Raw genomic sequence first — 22380 nt, forward strand, 5'->3', positions numbered from 1 at the left:
ATACGCGGCCTGGAAAGGCTGTGGCGCCCCGGGGAACAGGCCCCCCGGGGCGCTATAAGAGCGGTCAGACGCCAAACGCAAGCGGGTACTGGATGGTGCCCGGCGGGACCGGGCGAGTGTCGTCCAGAGCCATGGCCGTCATGGCCTCGTCAGGTGCTTCGAAGGGTGCTCGGATGCCGAAGCGTGAGGCTGGCGTGAAGCCGAACCGAGGGTAGTAGTCGGCGTGTCCCAGGACGACGACGAGATTCTCTCCCGTGGCCCGGGCGGCGGCCAAGGCGACGCGGACGGCCGCGGAGCCGGCACCGGTGCGCTGGGCTGAGGGCAGTACCGCGCACGGAGGGCGTCGGTGCAGAAGGTGGCAGGGCGGTGGCGGCGGGCGAGTCGAGCGGTGTGGCGGGGTCAGTGGTCCTCGGCTGACGCGCGTCGGCCGGGGTGGGGATGGGGGCGGCGCTGGTGCACCACGCCGTAGGTCTGCGCGAGCGCGGCGGTCGCGCGGTCGTACGAGCGCTGGGCGATGCCGACGAACAGGCAGTCGACCACGGCCAGTTGGGCGATCCGGCTGGCGGTGGAGCCGGACCGCAGGGGCATCTCGCGGACCGCGGTGGTGAGCACCAGGTCGGCGGACCGGGTGAGCAGCGAGCCCGCGAAGTTGGTGAGGGCGATGGTGGTCGCGCCGCGCTCGGCGGCGGCCTCCAGGGGGTCGACGGTGTCCACGGTGGCGCCGGAGTGGGAGATGCCGACCGCCACGTCGTTCTTGCCGAGCAGGGCGGCGGCGGTCAGCGCCGCGTGCGCGTCCGTCCAGATGAACGCCATGAGGCCGATGCGGTGCAGTTTCTGGTGCAGGTCCTGGCCGACGAAGCCGCTCGCCCCGATGCCGAAGATGTCGATCCTGCGGGCCTGGGATATCGCCCGTACGGCCAGTTCCAGGGTGTCGAGGTCGAGGTTGGCGCCGGTCTCCTCCAGCGCCCGCGCCTCGTTGTACACGATTTTGTCCACGACCTGGGCGAGGGTGTCCGCCTCGCTGATGTCGCCGCTGGCCCGTAGCCGGTCCGCGCTCTGCGCGTCCTCGCGCGCCGCCGCTCCGGCCAGCGCCACGCGCAGGTGCGGGTAATTGCGCAGTCCGATCGTCCGGCAGAAGCGCATCACCGTCGTCACCGAGGTCTCCGCCTGCCCGGCCAGCGCCGTGCTGGACAACCGCGCCGCCCCGGCCGGATCGCTCAGGATCGCCGCCGCGACCCGCTTCTCCGCGGGCTGGAGGGAGGGGACGGCGCCGCGGATCCTGACCAGTACGTCACCGACGAGCGCGTCGTCGGGCGCCCGGTGCGCCGTGACCCCGGAGACGGGAGGGGCCGCCGCGGTCGGAGGGACCGCGGCGGACGCGTCCTGCGCGGTGGGCACGGGCAACAGTGCGCGCTTGGCCATGGCTTCCTCCAGATGACGTCAGCGACAGCGTAGCCCGGAGATGATGTTAAAAACGAACACTATGACCGCCCCTCGCGGTAGTTATTGACGCGTCAGGCCGTCATCTCCATACTTGCCGAATCACCGCAGCCCAAGGGCGGTCCGCAGCCGGACCGTCTGGCCATGCCGTACGCCCGACGGGCGGGGCTGCGCGTACGGGGGACGGCGCCGCCGAGGTCCCCCTCCGACACCTCTGGCACCGCACCGCGAAGGAGACACAGCTCGATGAGATCTATGTGCAAGGCAGGCATTGCCGGGCTCACCGCGGCCGTCTTCCTGCTCACCGCGTGCGGGAACGACGGCTCGTCCTCCTCTTCCCCCTCCTCGGCCGACGGCAAGTCGCTGACCTGGTGGGTCATGAAGGGCACCAACCCGGACGCGACGGCCTTCTACGCCGCGGCGAAGAAGGAGTTCGCCGCCGAGACCGGCGCCACCTTGAAGATCCAGGAAGTGCAGTGGGCCGACGCCCACGACAAGCTGGTCCGCGCCTTCGCGGGCGGCGGCGGCCCCGACGTCTCGGAGATCGGCACCACCTGGACCCCGGAGTTCGCCGCCGCGGGCGGGCTCACCGACCTCACCCAGCAGATCGACTCCGCGGGCATCTCCAAGGACCTGATCCCCGCCTTGAAGGACTCCGCGACCTACGACGGCAAGCAGTACGGCGTCGGCTGGTACGCCGGTGTGCGGGCGATCGTCTACCGCAAGGACGTCTTCACCGAGCTGGGTCTGAAGACCCCGGCCAACTGGGCCGAGCTCGAGCAGACCGTGAAGACGCTCAAGCAGAAGAAGCCCGACATGATGCCCATGCCGATCGCCGGCGCGAGCTCGTACGCCTCGGCGCCCTTCATCTGGGGTGCGGGCGGTGACTTCGCCAAGGACAGCGGCGGCAAGTGGACCGGCACCCTCGACTCACCGCAGGCCCGGGCGGGCCTGGAGTTCTACACCAACCTCGCGCTCAAGGACGACTCCTCCAGCGTCGGCGCCTCGACCTGGAAGGAGACCGACCTGCTCGACTCCTTCGTCAAGGGCAAGGCCGCCATGGTGATCCAGGGCAACTGGACCCCGAAGACCGCGGTCGCCACCGACCCCACCCTCAAGGACAAGATCGGCGCCTTCCCGATCCCGGGCAAGGACGGCGGCATCGCGCCCGCGTTCCTCGGCGGCTCCAACCTCGCGGTCCTCAAGACCAGCAAGAACCCCGATCTGGCCTGGAAGTTCATCAAGATGATGACCACCGGCGACCTGAGCAAGCAGTGGGCGGACCAGGCGGGTTACTTCCCCAGCACCACCACGCAGCTCAAGCAGTACGCCAACAGCCCCGACCCGCTGGTGGCGCCGTTCGCCAAGACGATGCTCGAAGCGGGCAAGAACGTGCCGAGCGCGCCGCAGTGGGGCGCCGTCGAGGGCGACCAGACCGTGACGCAGATGCTCCAGTCGATCCTTACCGGCACCTCGGTGCAGAAGGCCACCACGACAGCCTCTGACTCCATCACCAAGACGCTCCAGGGGAGCTGACGTGGAGGACGTCACCGTGACCGACGGCGTGCGCACCGTCCCCGCACTCGCGGAGGACGCGCGCCGTCCGGTCCGGCGCACGCCGCCGCTCGTGGCCCGGCTGCGGCCGTGGCTGCTGCTCGCCGCGCCGCTGGCCGTGATCGCGGCGCTGCTGCTCTACCCGATCGTGCGCGTCACCTATCTGTCGTTCCAGCGCTACGGTCTGAAGGAGATCATCTCCGGCCACCCGACGTACATCGGTGTGGACAACTACCGCGAGGCGCTGGCGGGCTCGTATCTGTGGCACACCGTGCTGCCGAACACCGTGCTCTTCGCGCTGGTCGCCGTCGCGGGCACCATCGTCTTCGGGACGCTGGTGGCGCTGCTGCTCCAGACCCTGGGTCCCAAGTCGCGCGCCGCCGTCATCGCCTCCGCGCTCATCGCGTGGGCGCTGCCGGCGGTCACCGGCACCTATGTCTGGGTGTGGATCTTCGACCCGGACTCGGGCCTGGCCCGGCGGGTCTTCCAGAGTGTCGGGCTGCTCGGTCCCGACGGGTACAACTGGTTCACCGACCGGCTGTCGTTCTACTCCATCGCCGAGCTGAACGTGATCCACCACAGCTACCCGTTCGTCGCCATCACCGTCTTCGCCGGGCTGACCACGGTGCCGCAGGAGCTGCACGAGGCGGCCCGGCTGGACGGCGCGAGCGCCTGGCAGCGGTTCTGGCACGTCACGGTGCCGGTGATGCGGCCGGTGTTCGCCGTGGTCACCGTGCTCTCCACGATCTGGGACTTCAAGGTCTTCACCCAGATCTACCTGATGCCGGGCGGCGCGGGCTCCAACCCGGACGTGCTCAACCTCGGTGTGTGGTCCTACATGAAGGCGATCAACCAGAACCAGTACGGGCTGGGCGCGGCCATCGCCGTCCTGCTCACCGTCGTGCTGCTGGCGATCACCGCGGTGTACCTGCGGGTGCTGTTCAAAGAGGATGAGATCCGATGACTGCCAGATCCTCCAACCGGGTCAGGACCGGCAAGTTCGCGGCCACGGCGCTGGTCCTGCTGTTCACGCTGTTCCCGGTGTACTTCATGCTCTCCACGGCCCTGAACGGGCGGGCGAGTTCGGGCACGGACAGCCTGTTCCCCACGCACTTCACGATGGGGCACTTCTCGAAGGTGATGTCCTCGGGGGCCTCGGGCGGCTTCGGCCGCTACATGGTCAACTCGGCGATCGTCACCGTGATCGTGGTGGTCGCCTCGGGTGTGCTCGCGCTGCTCGGCGCGGTCGCCATGGCGCGCTTCAGGTTCCGGCTGCGCACCACCGTGCTGGTGCTGATCCTCGTGGTGCAGATGCTGCCCGCCGAGGCGCTGGTCATCCCGCTGTTCCTTCAAATGAAGGACTTGCGGATGCTCAACTCGCTGCTGGGCCTGGCGGTCGTCTACACGGCCTTCGCGCTGCCGTTCGCGATCTGGAATCTGCGGGGCTTCGTGGCCGCGGTGCCGGTCGAGTTGGAGGAGGCCGCCTACCTGGACGGCTGCTCCTGGTGGCGGATGTTCCGCTCGATCCTGCTGCCGCTGGTCGTGCCGGGGCTCATCGCCACCAGCGCGTTCTCCTTCGTCCTGGCCTGGGAGGAGTTCACCTTCGCGCTGACCTTCCTGTCCGACCAGAACAGGATGACCGTCGGCGTCGGCCTCGCGGAGTTCCTCGGCCAGAACACCAACGACTGGGGCGGCCTGATGGCGGCCTCCACGCTGGTGACGATTCCGGTCGTGATCGTCTTCGTGCTGGCCCAACGACGGCTGACCATGGGCCTGGTGGCCGGCGCCGTGAAGTGAGGACTCCATGTCGTCTGTGAACACCAGGATCTCCGGGAGCACCACGAGCACGGCGCCCGCCGTGGACGAGCGGACCCGGCGCCTGGTCCACGCCGTCCTCATGCCGGGCTTCACCGGTACGTCGGCGCCGCCGTGGCTGCTCGACGCCCTGCGCGACGGCCTGGGCTCCGTCTGCTACTTCGGGCACAATCTGGAGTCACCCGAGCAGACCGCGGCGCTGTCGGAGCGGATCCACGCGGCCGGGCGGGCGGTCATCGCGATGGACGAGGAGGGTGGCGGTGTCACCCGGCTGCATGTGCGCGGCGGCTCTCCGCACGTCGGCGCGGCGGTGCTCGGCCGCGCCGACGACCTCGCGCTGACCGCGGCGGTCGCGCGCGGGATCGCCCGTGACGTACGGGCGGCGGGCATCGACCTGGCGCTCGCGCCGGTGGCGGACGTCAACTCCGACCCCGCCAACCCGGTGATCGGGGTGCGCTCCTTCGGCGCGGACCCCGATCTGGTCGGCACGCACACGGCCGCGTTCGTGACCGCGATGCAGGCGGAGGGGGTCGCGGCCTGTGCCAAGCACTTCCCCGGCCACGGCGACACGAAGGTCGACTCGCATGTGGGCCTGCCGGTCGTGGCGGTCGACCTGGAGACGCTGCGGAGCCGGGACCTCGTGCCGTTCGCGGGCGCGGTGGCGGCCGGGGTGCGCTGCGTGATGACCTCGCACATCGTCTTCCCCGCGCTGGACAGCGCGATGGCGACGGTCAGTCCCGCCGTCGTCGCCCTGCTCCGCGACGGTCTGGGCTTCGACGGCGTGATCGTCTCCGACGCGATCAGCATGCTGGCGGTCGCCGAGACCATCGGCTTCGCCGAGAGCGCGGTACGGGCGCTGGCCGCAGGCGTCGACCTGGTGTGCCTGGGCAATCCGGGCCTGCCGCTGACCGGTGACACGCCCACCGACGAGGAGGAATTCCGCGCGGTGCTGGACGCGGTGACGCGCGCGGTCGCCGAGGGTCGTCTGCCGGTGGCCCGGCTCGAAGAGGCGGCGGCCCGCGTCCACGCCCTGGCGGACTGGACCCAAGGGGCCCGAGGCGGCGACGCTTCGGAAGCTTCGGTGACGTCGGACGTGACCGAGGCCAACGCCGCCGCGGCGCAGCGGGCGCTGCGCGTACGCGGACAGGTCGCCGGCTCGCTGAGCGGGGCGGTGCGCGTCGTGGACGTGCGCAGGCGGCGCAATGTGGCGACCGGGCGGCTCTCCGACCTGGTCGCGGACGCCTTGCTCGAACGGCTGCCGGGCTCGACCGTCGAGGCGGTCTTCGCGCGGACGGCGACCGTCGAGGGCCGGGCCGAGCAGGGGGACCTGACACCGGGTGAGGCGCAGGACGGTACGGCCTCCCCCGGTATCCCGGCCGATGTGGTCCTGGTCGGCACTCCCGGCAGCGATCCCGCCCAGGACGCGGCGCTCGCACGGCAGTTGGCCTGCTCCCCCGGCGCCGTCGTCGTGTGCCTCGGCTGGCCGGGTACCGAGGACGCCCTGCCCGAGGCGCTCAACGCGGTCTTCACCCACGGCGAGTCCCTCCCCACCGCCCGGGCGGTCGCCGCACTGCTCACCCGCTGACGCCCGGCGGTCCTCGGCCGTGGGGCCGAGGACCGCGGGTGCTACGGGTGGGTGCTGTGCGTCGGTGCTACGCGTTCGCCGCCGTGCGGCTGATACGGACGCGTTGGGCGATCAGGGCGAGGGCGCCGAAGACGATGACGGCCGCGCTGTAGACGACGGCGGTGCGGTGGAGGCCGACGTCGGTGGTGGCGAATCCGGCGACCACGGCGGGGATGCTGAAGGCGAGGTAGGAGATCACGAAGGCGACAGCGAAGAGTTCGCCGCGCTCGGCCGGTTCGGCGATCCGGGCGAGGGTGCCGAAGCTGGCCAGACCGGCGGCGCCGAAACCGACACCGGCGACGGCGGTGCCGAGGGCGGCCGTGGTGACCGATTCGGCCTGCACTCCGGCCAGGCCGACGGCGGTGCCGGTGACCAGCAGGGCGGCGCCGAGCGCGAGGGTGCGTTCGGTGGGCCAGCCGCGCAGGGCGAAGGCGGTGATCGAGGCCGGTCCGCACAGCAGGGTGACGACGAGGCCGCCGATGACGTGGCTGGACAGGCCGAACAGTCCCACCGCGACCGAGGGGCCGAGCGCGAGGTACAGCCCTCCCAGCGCCCAGCTCGCGACGAGGATCGGCACGAGTCCGACGAGGTCGGCGCGGAGCCGGGGGGCGACACCGAGGCGCGGTTGCAGCGAGCGTGCCGCGCCGGGGCGCCGCTGCGAGGTCTCGGGCAGCAGGGAGACGAGCAGACCCGCGAGCACCAGACCGGCGAGCAGGAGTACGTAGACCAGGCGGGTCGGGTGCGGGCCGTACTGCACGAGGAAGCCGCAGCCGAGCGCGCCCACACCGAGGCCGAAGGTGGGGGCCGCGCCGCTGATGACTCCGGCGCGGTGCGGTGCGTGCGGTGGGTTGAGGTCGACGAGGGTCGCGCCGAGTGTCGTCATGGCCGCGCCGGTGGCGATGCCCTGGACGAAGCGGGCCACCAGCAGCACGGAGACGTCTCCGGCGACGATGAACAGCAGCATCGCGACGGCTTCGAGCGCGATGGCCGAGACGAGGACGGGGCGGCGGCCGATGTGGTCGGACAGTGCCCCGAGCACCAGCAGCGCGCCGATCATGCCGACGACGTACACCGCGAAGACGGTGGTCAGCATGGACGCGGAGAAGTTCCATTCATGCTGGTAGACGACGTAGAGCGGGGACGGCGCGCTCGACGCCGCCATGAACAGGATGAAGATCGCGGCGATGGCGGCGAAGGCGACGGGACGGCTCAGGCCGCGCCGCCGGGAGCCGTTCCCCGCGCCCGGTATCGCCACGGGCTCGGCGCCCCGGGACGTGACGCCCGGGGACGCGGGGCTCTTCTCTTGGGGCGTCAGCGCTCCGGTCATACGACTCTCCGATTGCAGTGATCGTTGCGTTAGCGACGCTCATGCTAACGCAGCGATTGGTGCGATAATTTCCGCATGACCGAAGCAGTCCAGACCCGTCCCGGTGGCCGTTCCGCACGCGTACGGGCCGCAGTGCACCGAGCCGTCGAGGAATCGCTCGCCACGGAACCGGGCGACGCGCTCACCATTCCCGCCGTCGCCGCGCGCGCCGGGGTGCACCCCACCACCGTCTACCGGCGCTGGGGCTCGGTGGCGCAACTCCTGGCCGATGTCGCGACCAGCAGGTTCAGCGGTGACATCGTCGTACCCGACTCCGGCTCGCTGGCCGGTGACCTGGAGCGGTGGATGGGCGACGTCGCCACCGACCTCGCCGACCCCGACGTGCTGGCCCTGATGCGCGCGACCATCGGCTCGGGCCCGGAGGGCGGCTGCGCGTGCACGGCCGATCGGCACGACCAGCTCCGCGCGATCATCGAGCGCGAGCAGGCACGCGGCGGCAAGGTCCCGTCCTTGGAGCGCGCGGTCGACACGCTGCTCGGCCCGCTGTACTACCGTGCGATCTTCAGCGCCCGACCCGCTTCCAGCGCATGGGCGCGCGGCCTGGTCGCCACACTCCTGGCGACCACGTAGCCGCGGGGGCCGGAGGTCACGTCACCACGATCGGAGAGCCTCCGGCGGCCAGGGTGATGTCGAGGGTCGCGGGATTCAGGACGTGGTCGCGGACGAGATAGCCCGCGCCCGCGATCCCGGCGCGGGACTTGTACCGGGTGGGCACGATGCGCAACTGCCGGGTGGCCAGCGGCAGTGAGCGCTGGTAGATCACCTCGCGCACACCTGCCAGCAGGTGGTCGCCTGTGGTGCCGAGCATGCCGCCGAGGACGATGACGTCGGGGTTGAGCAGGCTGGTGGCGTAGGCCACCATCTCGCCGAGGACGCGGCCCGCGGCCCGTAGGCTGGCGACGGCCTCGGTGTCGCCGCGCTTGACCTGCGTGACGACGTAGCGCGCGTCGTGGCTGTCGCTGTGCTGACGGCTGCGCAGGTCGCGGGCGAGGGCCCAGCCGCCGATCAGGGCCTCCAGGCAGCCGAGGTTTCCGCAGCGGCACTGGGGGTCGCCGAAACCGCCGATGTGCGCGTGACCGATGTCGCCCGCCGCACCCTGGGCGCCGCGGTTGATCTGACCGCCGATCACCATGCCGCTGCCGACCCCCGTACCGGCCTTGATGTAGAGCAGGTGCGGCTCGTCGCGCCAGAACCGCCGGTGCTCGGCCAGCGTGAGCAGATTGACGTCGTTGTCGATCAGGATCGGGACCTGCCAGGTCCTGCGCAGGTGGCCGCGGATGTCGTAGCCGTCCCAGCCGGACATGATCGACCAGCCGAGCACCTTGCCCGCGTCGTAGTCCACGGGCGCGGGCAGGCCGAGGCCGATGCCGGCCACCGGTATGTCGCCCAGTCCGGCCTGGACGATCATGTCGCGCACCGTCTCGGTGATCTTGTCGAGCAGGATGTCGGGGCCCTCGCCGAGGGCGAGTCGTTCGACCCGGTCGACCAGGATGTTGGTGTTGAGGTCGGTGACCGCGATACGGGTCCGCTCCTCGCCGATGTCCACGCCGATCATCAGCATCGCGGCGTGGTTGAGCTGGAGCGTCTTGGACGGCCGGCCGCGCGAGGGCACGTTCTCCGCGCCCTCGCGGATCAGGTCGGCGGCGAACAGCGCGTCGAGCCGCTGGCCGACCGTGGACCGGGACAGGCCCGTGACCTGGGTGAGGGCGGACCGCGTGCGGGCCTGGCCGGTGGTGATGAGTTCCAGGATTCTTCCAGGCCCCTCGTCGGCCCGCCACGGTGACGGGCCGCCTGTCGTCGTACTGGTCGTCGCAGTCATCTCACTCCCGGTCTCGGACGTCGGCCAGAGCTTAGTGAAGCACGTTCTTTTGTCGGTGGAAAGACAAAAGATAAATATTTCTGCTTGACAGTCAGTGAAACATTGCGAAATATCTCTGTCATCGCCCCATGCTCTGCCGACTGGCCGAGTTAACGGCCCCGCATCCAGGAGGAACCCCATGAAGATCACCCGATGGGCCAGCAGACCGGCACAGCTCGGAGTCATGGCCCTGGCCGGAACCTGTGCCCTCGCCGTCGCGGGGTGCAGTTCGAGCAGCGGCACCACCACCGGCAGTTCCGGCGGAGCGGTCACGATCGGCATCGTCGAACTGAACCTGAGCAACCCGTTCTTCGGCACCCTGGAGAAGGCGACCGAGGCCGCCGCCAAGGCCAAGGGCTGGAAGGTCATGAAGGCCGAGGCCAAGGTGCCCGGTGACTCCGCCACCCAGGTGACCGCCATCGAGAACATGATCGCCAACAAGGTCAAGGCCATCGTGCTCACCCCGGCCAACGCGACCGCGCTCAACGGCGTGGTGAAGCAGGCGAGGGACAAGGGCATCCTCGTGGTGACCGTCAACTCGCCGCTGTCGCCGGAGAGCGCCGCGGACGCCACCTACGCGACCGACAACGTGGCCGCGGGAAAGCTCATCGGCCAGTGGGCCAAGGCGTCCTCGCCGCAGGACCCGCACATCGCGATGCTCGACTTCGACCTGTCCGACGGTCCGGCCAAGGGACGGCACGACGGCTTCCTCGACGGCTACGGCATCACCGCCAAGTCGCCGCAGGTGGCGGGCACCGCGCTCACCCAGGGCACGATCGACACCGGGCAGTCCGCGATGGAGAACCTGCTGTCGGCCCACCCTGACATCAACGTCGTCTACACGATCAACGAGCCGGCCGCGCACGGCGCTTACACCGCGATCAAGAACAAGGGCCTCGCGGGCAGGACGACGCTGGTCTCGGTCGACGGCGCGTGCTCCGGCGTCCAGGACGTGAAGAACGGCGTCATCGGCGCCACCGCCATGCAGTTCCCCAGCAAGATGGGTGAGATGGCCGTCGAGGCCGCCGCCGCCTTCATCAAGGACGGCACGAAGCCGAAGGCCGGTGTCACCGACTCGGGCACCGTCCTGATCACCGACAAGCCGGTCAAGGGCATCGCCTCCGAGACCTCCGCCTGGGGCCTCGACCACTGCTGGGGTCCGAAGTGACAGGAACGACGACGCATGGCGCGGACGCGGAGGCGCTGGAGACGGGGATCTCGCGCGGCAGCCTGCTCCGCGCCTTCGCCGGCAACCAGATCGCCGGACCGCTCGCCGCCCTGATCGTCGCGGTGATCGTCTTCACGCTGTCGACCAGCACGTTCTTCAACGCGGAAAATCTGTCGCTGATCGCCCAGCAGTCCGTCGTGGTCGGCACCCTCGCCCTCGGACAGACCCTGATCATCCTGACGTCGGGCATCGACCTGGCCAACGGCGCGATCATGGTGCTCGGTTCGGTCGTGATCGGCAAGATCGCCGTCCACAACAACCCGGCACTGGCGCTGCTGGTCGGCCTGGTGGTGTGCGTGGCGGTCGGCTCGGTCAACGGCGCGCTGGTCTCGCTGCTGAGACTGCCACCGTTCATCGTCACCCTCGGCGTCATGTCCGTGGTGGCCGCGGCGGCCCGGCTCTACACCTCGTCGCAGACGTACCCGATCAACCCCAGCCTGCTGACCTGCCTCAACAACGGTGTGACAGTCGGCGGGGTGACGATCACCTACGGCGTGATGCTCTGGATCGGCCTCACCGCCGTCCTGGCCTACGCCCTCGGACAGACCTCCTGGGGCACGCGGGTCTACGCCCTCGGTGACAACCACAAGGCCGCCGAACTCGCCGGGATCAAGGTCAAGCGCCTGCTCCTCGGGGTGTACATGGTCGCTGCGGTCGTCTATGTCTTCGCCGCCTGGCAGGCGCTCGGCCGTACCCCGACCGCCGACCCGAGCGGTTACTCGACCGCCAACCTCGACAGCATCACCGCGGTCGTCATCGGCGGCACCAGCCTGTTCGGCGGTCGCGGCGGCGTCATCGGAACGTTCATCGGCGCGCTGATCGTGACCGTGCTGCAGAACGGCCTCACCCAGGCCGGTATCGACTCGCTCTACCAGCAGGTCGCCACCGGTGTCCTGGTGGTCGTGGCGGTCGGCGTCGACCAACTCGTACGAAGGAGGCAGTCGCGATGACGCACTCCGCATCCCTTTCCGACGGGTCCGCTCCCGGCAGGTACACCCCCACCGGGTCCCAGCCCGCCGGGTCCGGGTCCCAGCCGAAGGTGCTGGAGGGCCGCGGCCTCACCAAGCACTACGGCCACGTCGTGGCCATGGACAACACCGACTTCGACCTGCGGCCCGGCGAGATCCTGGCCGTGATCGGGGACAACGGCGCGGGCAAGTCGACGCTGATCAAATCGCTGACCGGCGCGGTCGTCCCCGGCTCCGGCACCCTGCGTCTGAACGGCGAGGAAGTGCAGTTCCGCAGCCCGCTCGACGCGCGCAGGGCGGGCATCGAGACGGTGTACCAGGAACTGGGCGTGGCCCCGGCCCTGGACATCTCGCAGAATCTCTACCTCGGCCGGGAGCAGCGCCGTCGCGGCGTACTCGGCACCGTCTTCCGGCAGTTGGACAAGGGCGCCATGCGCCGCGGCTCGGCCCAGCAGATGGCCGACCTGGGCATCCGCGTCCAGTCCATCCGGCAGAAGGTCGAGACGCTGTCCGGCGGGCAGCGGCAGGCCGTCGCGGTGGCGCGCGTCGCCGCGTGGGCGACCCGCGTCGTGGTGATGGACGAACCCACCGCCGCGCTCGGCGTGCGCGAGACGAACCAGGTCCTCGACCTGATCCTGCGCGTCCGCGACAACGGCCTGCCGGTGGTGCTCATCAGCCACAACATGCCGAACGTCTTCGAGGTCGCGGACCGGATCCACATCCACCGGCTGGGACGGCGTATCGCCCTGGTCGACAAGAACGACACCAGCATGGAAGAAGCCGTCGCCGTCATGACCGGCGCCAAGGCGCCGGACACCCTCGTGGGCGTGGAAGCACCCGCCGGGGACTCCGCCCCGCAGGGCGCGCACGCGGCACCGACGGATCTCTCGAAAGGCGAAAATTGAACCCCCCAGGACCGGCCGCCGACCCCCAGCACAATCCCGGGGCCGACGGCGCGGACTACGACGCCCTCATCGACTCGGCCCGGGCGCTGATCACCTCCGGGCAGCGCCGGATCCTCGGTATCACGGGCGCGCCCGGCTCCGGGAAGTCCACTCTCGCCGAAGCCCTGGTGAACGCGCTCGGTGACCAGGCGGTGCTCGTCAGCCTCGACGGCTTCCACCTGGCCAACGCCGAACTGCACCGGCTCGGCCGCCACGCCTCCAAGGGGGCCGCCGACACCTTCGACGCGGCCGGTTACATCAACCTCCTGCGCCGGCTGCGCGCCCGCGACGAAGAGGTCGTCTACGCCTCGTTCTTCGACCGCGCCATCGAGGAGTCCATAGCCTGCGCGGTGCCCGTCCCCCGTGACGTCCCGCTGGTCGTCACCGAGGGCAACTACCTGCTGGTCGACGGGCCCCGGTGGGGAGCCGTACAGCCGCTGCTCGACGCGTGCTGGTACGTCGACCCCGACGAGGACGTGCGCATGGAACGGCTGATCGCCCGGCACATGCGGTACGGCCGGTCGGCGGCGGAGGCGTACGAGCGGTCGCACGGCTCCGACCAGCGCAACGCAGAACTCATTCACGCAACCCGCACCCGCGCGGACCGGATCGTCCGGGTGCCCGACGCGCAGTCAGCGCCGACGTCAACCGAGGAGCAATCGGCATGAGTGTCCTGGATCAGTTCCGGCTGAACGGCAAGGTCGCCGTCGTCACCGGCGGAAACCGCGGTATCGGCAAGGCCATCGCCACCGCGCTGGCGGAAGCGGGCGCGTCCGTCGCCATCGCGGGCCGGGACGAGGCGCGCAACGCCGAGGCCGTGGCCGAGCTCACCGCGCTCGGCGCCACCGCGATCTCGACGAGGACCGACGTCACCAGCCGCGCGGACATCGTGGCCATGAACGAGCGGGTCACCGCGGAGCTCGGCCCGGTCGACGTCCTGATCAACAACGCGGGCATCGGCATCCACGGCGAGTCCCTGACCATCGACGACGACAGTTGGGACCGTGTGATGGCCACCAACCTCGACGCGGTCTGGAAGGTCAGCCAGGTCGTCGGCGAGTCGATGGTCGAGCGCGGCACCGGTTCGATCGTCAATGTCGGCTCCATGTCCGGCATGATCATCAACCGCCCGCAGTGGCACGCCCCTTACGCCGTGTCCAAGGCCGGGGTCCACCACCTGACCAAGTCCCTGGCCGCCGAGTGGGCGCCCAGGTCGGTACGGGTCAACGCGATCGCGCCCGGTTACACGAAGACCGAGATCTCGGACATCGACCTGCCCGAGTACAAGCACTACTGGATCGACGAAGTGCCCATGCAGCGGTACGCGCAGGCGTCGGAGATCGCCCCGGCCGCGCTCTACCTGGCCAGCCCCGCCTCGTCCTTCGTCACCGGCGAGATCCTCGTCATCGACGGCGGCTACACCCTCTGGTGAGCCGGCGGGCCCCGCCCCGCCCGCACCCTCTTTTCGTGTCGAAGGAGCGCTCGTGACGAGCACGTACGTTCAGCATGCCCACATACCCTGGACCGAGGACGACCAGCGGGCCGTGACCACCGCCCGCGTCCTGGCCATGGACGCCGTGCAGGAGGCGGGCCACGGCCACCCCGGCACCGCCGTCAGCCTGGCGCCCGCCGCCCATCTGATATTCCGGCGTTTCCTGCGCCACGACCCCGCGGACCCGCGGTGGCGCGGGCGGGACCGGTTCGTCCTGTCCTGCGGTCACTCCAGCCTCACGCTGTACATCCAGCTCTACCTCGCCGGATATCCGCTCACGCTGGACGACCTGCGCGCCTACCGGAAGCGCGGCAGCCTCACCCCTGCGCACCCCGAGTGGGGGCACACGCCGGGTGTGGAGACCACGACCGGGCCGCTCGGCCAGGGCATCGCCACCGCGGTCGGCATGGCGATGGGCGCCCGCCGCGAGCGCGGCCTGCTCGACCCCGACGCGCCCGAGGGGACAAGCCCCTTCGACCACCGGGTCTTCGTCCTGTGCTCCGACGGCGACATCCAGGAGGGCATCAGCGCCGAGGCCGGTTCCTTCGCGGGGCACCAGCGCCTGGGCAATCTCGTCGTCGTCTACGACGACAACCGGATCTCCATCGAGGGCAGCACGGACCTGGCCACGAGCGAGGACGTCGGCGCCCGCTACGAGGCGTACGGATGGCACGTGCAGCGGGTCGGCCTCGCGGCCGACGGCGACGTCGACGTGTCCGCCCTGTCGCGGGCGCTGGAGGAAGCCGCCGCCGAGACGACGCGGCCGTCGATCGTCTTGATGCGCAGCATCATCTCCTGGCCGGTGCCCGGCGCGCAGAACACCGCGAAGTCGCACGGCTCCGCTCTCGGGGCCGACGCCGTCCGCGCGGCGAAGTCCGTCCTCGGCGTGAACCCGGACACCGCCTTCGACGTATCGGCCGATCTCCACGAGCGGCTGACGTCGGCGGCGCGCGCGGCGGGTTCGGCGGCCCACCGGGAGTGGGACGCGGCGTTCGACGCGTGGGCGCGCGGGAATCCGGACGGGCGGGCGCTGCTCGACCGGCTGACGGCCAGGGGGCTCCCCGCCGCCTTCGAGGACGCGCGTCCGGTCTTCGCGGCGGACACGCAAGTGGCCACGCGGAAGGCGTTCGGGCGGGCGTTGAACGCGGCAGCGGCGGAACTGCCCGAGCTGTGGGGCGGCTCGTCCGACCTCGGCGACTCCAACAACACGACGGTGGAGGGCAGTTCGTCCTTCCTTCCGGCGTCGAGCGCGCAGCCCGGCGCCGACCCGGCGGGACGCACCGTCCACTGGGGAATCCGCGAGCACTTCATGGCCGCCGCGATGAACGGCATCGCGCTGTCGGGCCTCAGCCGTCCCTACGGCGGCACCTTCCTCGTCTTCAGCGACTACATGCGCCCGGCGGTACGGCTCGCCGCGCTGATGAAGCTGCCGACGCTCTATGTGTGGACGCACGACTCCATCGGTCTCGGCGAGGACGGCCCGACCCACCAGCCGGTCGAGCACCTGGCGTCCCTGCGGGCGATACCGGGCCTGGACATCGTGCGCCCCGGTGACGCCAACGAGACGGCCGTCACCCTGTGGAAGGTGCTCGGCGCGGCCGGGTCCGCCGGGCCGACCGGCTTCAGTCTCAGCCGTCAGGACCTGCCGGTCTTCCCCGACGGCACGGACGGGTTCGGCTCGGCCGCCGAGGCGGTCAGGGGCGGCTACGTACGGTACGAGGCGCCCGTCGCGGACCTGTCGGCCGCTCCGGCCGACCCGGACGTCGTGGTCATCGCCACCGGGTCCGAGGTGCAGCTCGCCGTCGCCGCGGCGCGGGCGCTGGCCGCGGACGGGATACGGGCGCGCGTCGTGTCGATGCCGTGCCGTGAGTGGTTCGACGCGCAGGACGCGGCGTACCGCGACAGCGTCATCCCGCCGGCCGTACGCCGCCGGATCGCGGTCGAGGCGGGCGTCGGTCAGGGCTGGTACGACCTGATCGGTCTCGACGGCCGGTCGATCGGCGTCCAGGAGTTCGGCGCGTCGGCGTCGGCCGCCGAACTCTACGAGCACTTCGGGCTGACGGCGGACGCGGTCGTGTCGGCGGCGCGGGAGCTGATGAGCAGGTAGTAAGGCGGCAGCGGGGCCGCCGGTCGGAGCGCGGGGTTCGGGCGTACGCGCAGGCGTCAGGCGCTCGCGCAGGCGTGAGGCGTCAGGCGCTCGCGCAGGCGTCGTGCTCCGGCCCTCACCGTCAGGCGTCAGCCGTCGAAGGAGGCGGCCAGGCGGTTGCTCTGCGAGACCGGGAGTTCGCGCTCGATCAGCGGGATGAAGTCGCGCTGTTCGTGGCCGAGGAACTGGTCGATGTCGGCCAGCACACCGTTGACGGTCTGGGCGCGCGTTCCGGCCGGACCCGGCGACGCGATGGAGCCGTCGAGGAGGGCGAGGAGGTACGCGCCCTCCTCGCGGTCGCGCCGGACCGCCTCGGCGACCGGCGGGTGGGACTCCAGCGCGCGCCCCGCCGTGGCGTCCTTGGCGGCGCAGTGCCGACGGAAGGCGTCGGCCACCGACCGCAGATCGGCCGGGGCGGTCGTCTCCTTGTTGAACAGCACCTGGATCATGTCGTGCACCGCCGTGCCGGACGCCAGCAGCCGGACGGACACGCCGTGGAACCTGGCCCGGTCGGCGGTGGCGGCCTCGGTCTCCGCGTCCCGGATCGACTGGTTGAACTCCTCGGAGTGGTTCTGGATGTTGTGCGGACCCTTGGACCGGTCCCCCATGCCCTGCCCCGCGGTGGCGCCGTCCGTCTCCGGATCCCACACGGTCGAGCCCTGCCGTCGCGTTGCCTCGTTCATGTCCGGACCTCCTCCACCGAGGGCGAGCCGCGGCGCGTGAGCCGCGACACGCGGGCGAACACCCCGATTGTCCCCCTCTCCCCCATTCTCCGCCCCTCCACCGCCTCTCCACCCGGCCGCGTCCCCGGCCACCGGCGATGGAGGGGCGGCTGTCGTACGAACGTGACGAGATGGACTCGCACAAATATTCGAACACGTGCCAGGATTGCCCCCATGAAGCAGCACGACTTCCCCGCTGATCTCATCGAGGCGCAGCGCGACTGGTACATCACCTACCGCCTGCTCGCCGACGCTTCCGCCGGTACGCAGACCACCGTGCTCCGGCGCCGCCTGCAAAGGCTCTCCGTCCGGATCTCCACCCATCCCTACTGGGCGTCGCTGCCCGGAACGGCTCCGGCCGCCCGGATGGAGCTCAAGCAACTGACCTGGGCCGCCTCCGAGCAGTCCCCCCGGCCGGCCGTGTGACCTCGGACCTCGGGCCGGGCGCGACCGCCCCGCGACCGTCCCGGCTCGCCGCCCCCGGGCTTGCCCCGCCGCCGCGGCATAATGCAGACAGATCTGTCCGAAAGGTGACGGCCATGGCGACTTCCCGGACCACCACGAAGCCGTCGGCGCGTGAGCGGCTGCTCGCCGCCGCGGACGAGCTGTTCTACGCCGAGGGCGTGCGGAGCGTCGGCATCGACCGGGTCATCGAGCACGCGGGCGTGGCCAAGGCGTCGCTGTACAACACCTTCGGCGGCAAGGAACAGCTCATCCGGGCCTACCTGGACACCCGCCACGCGGGCATCACCGGGCGGATCACCGACGCGGTCGACAGCCGCGACACTCCGCGCGAGCGGCTGCTGGCGGTCTTCGAGGCGCAGGGCGCGCTCTTCGGGGAACCGGACTTCCACGGCTGCGCCTTCATCCGGGCCAGCGCGGAGGCCGGTCCCGGCAGTCTCGTGGAGGAGGCCGCGGACAACTACCGTGCCTGGCTGCGGGAGTTGTTCACCCGCCTCGCCGGTGAGGCGGGCGCCGCCGACCCGCAGTCGCTGGGCCGCCAGCTCCATCTGCTGTACGACGGCGCCGGGATCTCCGCCCGGATGGACCGCGACCCCTCGGCGGCCGTCGCCGCCCGGGCCGCCGCCTCGGCGCTGATCGCGGCGGGGACCGCGGCGGGGACCGCTGACGTCGGCCGGACCGGGCCCGCCGTGACGGTGGCGAGCGCGCTCGGCTGACGCCCTCCGTACGACCGGCCCCGCAGCGGACAGGCGTACGGGATCGGTCTGGCCCTAGGAATCCCGGTCGTCCGGCCCGGCGCCGGAGCGCTCACGCAGGATGCTCTCGACGGCGGCCGGATCGTCCGGGGTGATGAAGGGCCGGACGAATTTCCCGGTGTCCAGGACGAGACCTTCCGTCTTGGACAACCGCCGCGGATCGAGGCTGGCCCAGTAACGGGGGTTCGCGGTGCCCCAGATGCGGCCCTGCCCGCTGAACACCCCCATCTTCACGCGGGTGACCGTGCGGATCGACGCGTACGGAATCGTCTTCGTGCCCCAGGGGAAGTAGTAGCCGCGGATCCGGAGCGCGTCAGGTGTGCACTCGATCCAGCCGTCCTGGTAGCTCGTACTCATGTCCCCGCCCTCTCTCGTCATTCCTCCGCCTCCCCACGGAACGGATGATCAATCCCGTCGCGGTCCGCGCGCGGTGCGGCTTCTGATGTCGGTGCCGCTTCCGGAGCCGGTCAGCGGGACGCGATGGCGACGAGTTCGGTCAGGGAGTTGATCCGCCAGTCCGCGGCGGCGGCCACGTCGGGGTCGTCGGCCCACAGGTGGCCCCAGGGCCCGCGGCGCAGGTGGGCGACGCGCAGTCCCGCGCGCTTCGCGGGGAAGACGTCGTTGCCGGGGTGGTCGCCGACGTGGAGGATCTCTTCGGGTTCGGCCCCCGCGACCTCGACGACCTTCGCGTAGAAGCCGGGGCTCGGTTTGGCGACGGCCCATTCCGCGGAGGTGGCGACCAGGTCGAGCGGCAGGTCGAGGCCGCGCAGCAGTTCCCCGACCCGGGCGGTCTGATTGCCGGCGGCGAGCACCTTGATGCCGGCCTCCCGCAGCCGGGCCAGCGCGGGGCGGACGTCCGGGTACAGATCCGTCTCGTCCAGGTGCTCGCCCCGCCCGGCCGCCTCCCTGGCGGCGTAGGCGGCGGGGATGTCGAGGCCGGGGGTGATCAGCCGCAGCGCGTCGCCGTCGTCGCGCCCTTCGGCGACGACCGCTCCCACCAGGGCCGAGACGGTGTGTGACGGGACGCCGAGCCAGTCGGCCCAGCCCGCCCAGTGCCGCGCGTCGGAAATCAGGGTCTCGCCGATGTCGAACACGATCGTGGTAGTCATCGTCGTCACCCTAGGGCAGCCGCCGCGCCGCCCGGCGCGCCACGACCGGTCCTTCACTCCGTCGTGGCGGCCGTCGGCTCTCCGGTGGACCCGCGGACGGGCGGACGGCGGCCCGTCTCACCTCACACGCGCGCGCTCTTCCCCCGCGGGCGGGGACGGGTGCGGCAGGAGCTGGTCGGCGCGCAGCAGTTGACCGGGGGTGTGGAGCTGGGCGCGGAGCGCGAAAGTGGCGGGCGCGTCGAGCGGGGCGATGACGGTACGGCCGCCGGGCGCGCGGACGGCGAGCAGCTCCGCGGGGTCGACCTCGTCGGTGTCGAGGAGGTCGGGGCTGTGGCTGGTCGCGATGACCTGGCGGCGGTCGCTGGCGTCCCGCAGCGCGGCCAGCAGCGCGCCGGTCGCCGTGGGGTGCAGGGCGGTCTCGGGTTCCTCGACGGCCACCGTGCTGTAGGCGCCGCCCGCGGGGGTGAACAGCGAGGTGAGGACGCCGAGTGCGCGCAGGGTGCCGTCGGAGACGGAGGGCGCGCCGAACCGCCAGGGCGCCTTGGCGCCGGGCACGTCCTGGGTGAACTCCAGGATCTCGCGGCCCGCGCGCGTGCGCCGGGTCACGCCGTGGATGCCCGGCACGATCTGCCGCAGATAGCTCTCGATCCGCGCCTTGTCCTCCCGGCCGCGCACGCTCCGGCCCAGCCGGTGCAGTACCGCGGCGATGTCGGAGCCGTCGCGCTGGAGGAGTTGACCGGATCCGGGCGTACGCGGCTCGCGCATGGCCTCCGGGTTGAGGGTGAACACGCCGATGTCGGCGAGGCCGTCGTGGACGTGCTTGAAGGGCTTGCGGGTGGCGAGGTCGGCGAGCAGCAGGCTGTGACGGTCGGCCGCGGGCATACCGGACTCGGTGCTGGAGGTCAGCACCCCGTCGTCCACCCGGTAGGCGGCCTCGGCCGGTGCGGTGCCCGCGCCGTCGCGGGCGGTGGCGGCGGGCCGTACGGTGCAGTGCTCGCGGACGATACGGAAGCCGCCGCCGCGTACGGCCGCGACCTGGATTCCGTAGCCGCCGTCGCCGTGCGGCCCGCGGAAGTCGAGGTCGACGCTGAAGCGGGTCGGGTGTCCCGCCGACCTCCGGCGGACCTGCGCGACGCCGCCGCGCCGGTCGAGCGCTTCGTCGAGGGAGGTCCGCAGGCCCTCGGAGACCAGGCGCAGGGCGTCGAGGAAGTTGCTCTTCCCCGAGCCGTTGGGCCCGATCAGGAAGACGAGCGGGCCGAGCGCCACGTCGGCCTCCGGGATGCTGCGGTACTGCCGCAGCCGGACACGGGTCAGCGAGAAGGAGGTGTCCTGCATGCGGCCAGTCTGTCAGCCGCGCCGCCGGGATCCGCGCCGACCGGGCGGGTCGCGCGGTGGCGTGGCGCGGCCGGAGGCGCGATCCGGCCATGAAGCGGCGCGTTCCGGGCAGGAGCGGGCCAGGGCCGGACGGGCCCGGGAGCCGCGCGGGCGTGGGTGGTACGGCCGCGGACGTTCACCGAAGGGATCACCGCGTGATCGTGGATTGCGCCATCTACCGGGACGGTCGTCGCGAGGAGACGCCGGACGACCTGTCCGACGCGCTCGCCGAGGCCCGCGCGTCGGGGAACTGCTTCGTCTGGATCGGCATGCACGAGCCGACGACGAGCGAGTTCGACCGGGTCGCCACCGAGTTCGACCTGCATCCGCTGGCCGTCGAGGACGCGCTCAAGGCCCGTCAGCGGCCGAAGATGGAAGCGTACGACGGGGCGCTGTTCACGGTCGTGCGGCCGTTGCGCTACGACGACGAGAAGAGCCGCGTCACGGCCGACGAGCTGATGATCTTCATCGGTGACTCCTTCGTGGTGACGGTGCGGCACGGGCACGCGAAGACGGCCGCCGACGCCCGTTCCCGTATGGAGCGGTCCCCCGAGGTGCTGCGGCACGGTCCGGTGGCCGTGCTCTACGCGATCTGTGACGCGGTCGTGGACGACTACCTGGACATCGCCGCGGAGCTGCAAGTGGATCTGGAGGAGTTGGAGGAGCAGGTCTTCTCCCCCACCGGCGGCGACTCCTCGCGGGTGGCGGGCGTCATCTACTCCTTCAAGCGCCAGGTGCTGGAATTCCGCCGGGCCATCAGTCCGCTCTCGGAGCCGATGGCCCGGCTGGCCAGCGGCAACGCGCCGTTCGTGGATGCGCGCACCAAGCCGTTCTTCCGCGATGTCGCCGACCACCTGGCGCGCGTCAACGAGGCGGAGGAAGGGCTCGACCGGCTGCTGTCCGACATCCTGGCGGCGCATCTGACGCAGGTGGGTGTGCGGCAGAACGACGACATGCGCAAGATCTCCGCGTGGGCGGCCATGGCGGCGGCCCCGACGATGATCGCCGGGATCTACGGCATGAACTTCGACCACATGCCGGAGCTGCGCCAGATCTGGGGCTATCCGGCGGTGCTCGGCCTGATGGCGTCGGTGGTGACCTTCCTGTACTTCCTGTTCAAGCGGCGCGGCTGGCTCTGAGCCGGGTGCGGGTGGGGCGGTACGGGCCCGGTCCTACGGGCGTCCTACGGGCCCGGTCCTACGGGCTCGGGGTGTCCTACGGGCCCGGTCCGCTCCTGGGTCCCGGCTTCGGCCGGTCCTCGCCGCGGCCGGTCCTCGCCGCGGCTCAGCCGCCGGACCGGGCGGTCCCGTTCACTCCTTGATTTCGCAGATGACGGCGCCGGAGGAGACGGAGGTGCCGACTTCGGCCTTGAGACCGATGACGGTGCCCGACCGGTGGGCGTTCAGGGGCTGTTCCATCTTCATGGCCTCCAGGACCACGATCAGGTCACCCGCGGTGACCTGCTGGCCCTCCTCGACCGCGACCTTCACGATCGTGCCCTG

22 protein-coding genes and 1 pseudogene are annotated in these 22380 nt (G+C 71.2%); 14 read left to right on the forward strand and 9 right to left on the reverse strand.

Annotated elements, in window-relative coordinates; all coding sequences use genetic code 11:
- Window positions 1–64: 64 nt before the first annotated feature.
- A pseudogene (locus ACFZBB_RS28275) lies at window positions 65–337 on the reverse strand (GNAT family N-acetyltransferase); the annotation flags it as partial.
- 62 nt (window positions 338–399) lie between these two features.
- A complete protein-coding gene (locus ACFZBB_RS28280) occupies window positions 400–1422 on the reverse strand; it encodes an SIS domain-containing protein (protein ID WP_391127993.1) in 1023 nt (340 codons plus the stop codon).
- Window positions 1423–1686: 264 nt separating this feature from the next.
- Between ACFZBB_RS28280 and ACFZBB_RS28285 the strand changes: the two genes are divergently transcribed.
- Genes ACFZBB_RS28285 through ACFZBB_RS28300 form a run of 4 tightly spaced genes read left to right on the forward strand, consistent with a single transcriptional unit; the run spans window position 1687 to window position 6394 of the window.
- Window positions 1687–2976: an extracellular solute-binding protein gene (locus ACFZBB_RS28285; protein WP_391127996.1), complete on the forward strand. Its 1290-nt coding sequence runs from the start codon at window positions 1687–1689 to the stop codon at window positions 2974–2976.
- Between the two features lies 1 nt (window position 2977).
- Window positions 2978–3958, forward strand: a complete 981-nt coding sequence (locus ACFZBB_RS28290) for an ABC transporter permease subunit (protein ID WP_391127999.1) — start codon at window positions 2978–2980, stop codon at window positions 3956–3958.
- Entirely contained in the window at window positions 3955–4791 is an 837-nt protein-coding gene (locus ACFZBB_RS28295) for an ABC transporter permease subunit (RefSeq protein ID WP_391128002.1), read from the forward strand. Before ACFZBB_RS28290 ends, ACFZBB_RS28295 begins: the two co-directional genes overlap by 4 nt.
- A gap of 7 nt (window positions 4792–4798) precedes the next feature.
- A complete protein-coding gene (locus ACFZBB_RS28300) occupies window positions 4799–6394 on the forward strand; it encodes a glycoside hydrolase family 3 N-terminal domain-containing protein (protein WP_391128005.1) in 1596 nt (531 codons plus the stop codon).
- A 67-nt stretch (window positions 6395–6461) separates the two neighbouring features.
- On the opposite strand, the gene ACFZBB_RS28305 is transcribed toward ACFZBB_RS28300, so the two are convergent.
- Window positions 6462–7760 carry an MFS transporter gene (locus ACFZBB_RS28305; RefSeq protein WP_355347595.1) on the reverse strand — a complete coding sequence of 433 codons (1299 nt, stop codon included), beginning with the start codon at window positions 7758–7760 and terminating at the stop codon, window positions 6462–6464.
- A 75-nt stretch (window positions 7761–7835) separates the two neighbouring features.
- On the opposite strand from ACFZBB_RS28305, the gene ACFZBB_RS28310 reads away from it, so the two are divergent.
- On the forward strand, window positions 7836–8390 hold the full coding sequence (locus ACFZBB_RS28310; protein WP_355347598.1) for a TetR/AcrR family transcriptional regulator C-terminal ligand-binding domain-containing protein: 555 nt from the start codon (window positions 7836–7838) through the stop codon (window positions 8388–8390).
- Between the two features lie 16 nt (window positions 8391–8406).
- On the opposite strand, the gene ACFZBB_RS28315 is transcribed toward ACFZBB_RS28310, so the two are convergent.
- Window positions 8407–9639, reverse strand: coding sequence for an ROK family protein (locus ACFZBB_RS28315; RefSeq protein WP_391128009.1), 1233 nt, complete (start codon window positions 9637–9639; stop codon window positions 8407–8409).
- Between the two features lie 178 nt (window positions 9640–9817).
- On the opposite strand from ACFZBB_RS28315, the gene ACFZBB_RS28320 reads away from it, so the two are divergent.
- The 6 genes from ACFZBB_RS28320 (at window position 9818) to tkt (ending at window position 16417) form a co-directional block, all read left to right on the forward strand.
- Window positions 9818–10846, forward strand: a complete 1029-nt coding sequence (locus ACFZBB_RS28320) for a substrate-binding domain-containing protein (RefSeq protein ID WP_391128011.1) — start codon at window positions 9818–9820, stop codon at window positions 10844–10846.
- Complete coding sequence (locus ACFZBB_RS28325) at window positions 10843–11856, forward strand: ABC transporter permease (RefSeq protein ID WP_391128014.1); 1014 nt, start codon at window positions 10843–10845, stop codon at window positions 11854–11856. The genes ACFZBB_RS28320 and ACFZBB_RS28325 overlap by 4 nt, the downstream gene beginning before the upstream one ends.
- A 137-nt stretch (window positions 11857–11993) precedes the next feature.
- On the forward strand, window positions 11994–12779 hold the full coding sequence (locus ACFZBB_RS28330) for an ATP-binding cassette domain-containing protein (protein WP_391128062.1): 786 nt from the start codon (window positions 11994–11996) through the stop codon (window positions 12777–12779).
- Window positions 12776–13486 (forward strand): nucleoside/nucleotide kinase family protein, encoded by a 711-nt coding sequence (locus ACFZBB_RS28335; RefSeq protein ID WP_355347614.1) that lies wholly within the window; start codon window positions 12776–12778, stop codon window positions 13484–13486. The genes ACFZBB_RS28330 and ACFZBB_RS28335 overlap by 4 nt, the downstream gene beginning before the upstream one ends.
- Window positions 13483–14250, forward strand: a complete 768-nt coding sequence (locus ACFZBB_RS28340; protein WP_355347616.1) for a glucose 1-dehydrogenase — start codon at window positions 13483–13485, stop codon at window positions 14248–14250. The genes ACFZBB_RS28335 and ACFZBB_RS28340 overlap by 4 nt, the downstream gene beginning before the upstream one ends.
- A 52-nt stretch (window positions 14251–14302) precedes the next feature.
- The gene (gene tkt, locus ACFZBB_RS28345; protein ID WP_391128017.1) at window positions 14303–16417 is read left to right on the forward strand and encodes a transketolase; all 2115 of its coding nucleotides are present in this window, start codon (window positions 14303–14305) and stop codon (window positions 16415–16417) included.
- Between the two features lie 128 nt (window positions 16418–16545).
- Here tkt and ACFZBB_RS28350 read toward each other — a convergent pair whose 3' ends face one another.
- The gene (locus ACFZBB_RS28350; RefSeq protein WP_391128020.1) at window positions 16546–17139 is read right to left on the reverse strand and encodes a hypothetical protein; all 594 of its coding nucleotides are present in this window, start codon (window positions 17137–17139) and stop codon (window positions 16546–16548) included.
- Window positions 17140–17352: 213 nt separating this feature from the next.
- Between ACFZBB_RS28350 and ACFZBB_RS28355 the strand changes: the two genes are divergently transcribed.
- Window positions 17353–17604: a hypothetical protein gene (locus tag ACFZBB_RS28355; RefSeq protein WP_391128023.1), complete on the forward strand. Its 252-nt coding sequence runs from the start codon at window positions 17353–17355 to the stop codon at window positions 17602–17604.
- A gap of 113 nt (window positions 17605–17717) precedes the next feature.
- Window positions 17718–18356 carry a TetR family transcriptional regulator gene (locus ACFZBB_RS28360; protein ID WP_391128026.1) on the forward strand — a complete coding sequence of 213 codons (639 nt, stop codon included), beginning with the start codon at window positions 17718–17720 and terminating at the stop codon, window positions 18354–18356.
- Window positions 18357–18410: 54 nt separating this feature from the next.
- Here the strand turns inward: ACFZBB_RS28360 and ACFZBB_RS28365 are convergent, their stop codons facing one another.
- From ACFZBB_RS28365 to ACFZBB_RS28375, 3 genes are all read right to left on the reverse strand, one after another.
- Window positions 18411–18752 (reverse strand): hypothetical protein, encoded by a 342-nt coding sequence (locus ACFZBB_RS28365; protein ID WP_355347631.1) that lies wholly within the window; start codon window positions 18750–18752, stop codon window positions 18411–18413.
- 110 nt (window positions 18753–18862) lie between these two features.
- On the reverse strand, window positions 18863–19504 hold the full coding sequence (locus tag ACFZBB_RS28370) for an HAD-IIIA family hydrolase (RefSeq protein WP_391128029.1): 642 nt from the start codon (window positions 19502–19504) through the stop codon (window positions 18863–18865).
- A 117-nt stretch (window positions 19505–19621) separates the two neighbouring features.
- Window positions 19622–20839: an AAA family ATPase gene (locus ACFZBB_RS28375; RefSeq protein WP_391128031.1), complete on the reverse strand. Its 1218-nt coding sequence runs from the start codon at window positions 20837–20839 to the stop codon at window positions 19622–19624.
- Between the two features lie 194 nt (window positions 20840–21033).
- Between ACFZBB_RS28375 and corA the strand changes: the two genes are divergently transcribed.
- Window positions 21034–22017 (forward strand): magnesium/cobalt transporter CorA, encoded by a 984-nt coding sequence (gene corA, locus ACFZBB_RS28380; protein WP_391128035.1) that lies wholly within the window; start codon window positions 21034–21036, stop codon window positions 22015–22017.
- A gap of 171 nt (window positions 22018–22188) precedes the next feature.
- On the opposite strand, the gene ACFZBB_RS28385 is transcribed toward corA, so the two are convergent.
- Window positions 22189–22380: biotin/lipoyl-containing protein (locus ACFZBB_RS28385; RefSeq protein WP_391128038.1), on the reverse strand; the 192-nt coding region annotated here is incomplete at its 5' end.

Source organism: Streptomyces sp. NPDC008139 (assembly GCF_042957025.1).
GTDB lineage: Bacteria > Actinomycetota > Actinomycetes > Streptomycetales > Streptomycetaceae > Actinacidiphila.

Coding starts and splice junctions, on each gene's coding strand:
- ACFZBB_RS28310 (WP_355347598.1), top strand. CDS start 7,836: ATGACCGAAGCAGTCCAGACCCGTCCCGGTGGCCGTTCCGCACGCGTA.
- ACFZBB_RS28375 (WP_391128031.1), bottom strand. CDS start 20,839: ATGCAGGACACCTCCTTCTCGCTGACCCGTGTCCGGCTGCGGCAGTAC.
- ACFZBB_RS28295 (WP_391128002.1), top strand. CDS start 3,955: ATGACTGCCAGATCCTCCAACCGGGTCAGGACCGGCAAGTTCGCGGCC.
- ACFZBB_RS28315 (WP_391128009.1), bottom strand. CDS start 9,639: ATGACTGCGACGACCAGTACGACGACAGGCGGCCCGTCACCGTGGCGG.
- ACFZBB_RS28330 (WP_391128062.1), top strand. CDS start 11,994: ATGGACAACACCGACTTCGACCTGCGGCCCGGCGAGATCCTGGCCGTG.
- ACFZBB_RS28360 (WP_391128026.1), top strand. CDS start 17,718: ATGGCGACTTCCCGGACCACCACGAAGCCGTCGGCGCGTGAGCGGCTG.
- ACFZBB_RS28280 (WP_391127993.1), bottom strand. CDS start 1,422: ATGGCCAAGCGCGCACTGTTGCCCGTGCCCACCGCGCAGGACGCGTCC.
- ACFZBB_RS28355 (WP_391128023.1), top strand. CDS start 17,353: ATGAAGCAGCACGACTTCCCCGCTGATCTCATCGAGGCGCAGCGCGAC.
- ACFZBB_RS28340 (WP_355347616.1), top strand. CDS start 13,483: ATGAGTGTCCTGGATCAGTTCCGGCTGAACGGCAAGGTCGCCGTCGTC.
- ACFZBB_RS28300 (WP_391128005.1), top strand. CDS start 4,799: ATGTCGTCTGTGAACACCAGGATCTCCGGGAGCACCACGAGCACGGCG.
- ACFZBB_RS28365 (WP_355347631.1), bottom strand. CDS start 18,752: ATGAGTACGAGCTACCAGGACGGCTGGATCGAGTGCACACCTGACGCG.
- ACFZBB_RS28350 (WP_391128020.1), bottom strand. CDS start 17,139: ATGAACGAGGCAACGCGACGGCAGGGCTCGACCGTGTGGGATCCGGAG.
- ACFZBB_RS28370 (WP_391128029.1), bottom strand. CDS start 19,504: ATGACTACCACGATCGTGTTCGACATCGGCGAGACCCTGATTTCCGAC.
- ACFZBB_RS28305 (WP_355347595.1), bottom strand. CDS start 7,760: ATGACCGGAGCGCTGACGCCCCAAGAGAAGAGCCCCGCGTCCCCGGGC.
- ACFZBB_RS28285 (WP_391127996.1), top strand. CDS start 1,687: ATGAGATCTATGTGCAAGGCAGGCATTGCCGGGCTCACCGCGGCCGTC.
- ACFZBB_RS28320 (WP_391128011.1), top strand. CDS start 9,818: ATGAAGATCACCCGATGGGCCAGCAGACCGGCACAGCTCGGAGTCATG.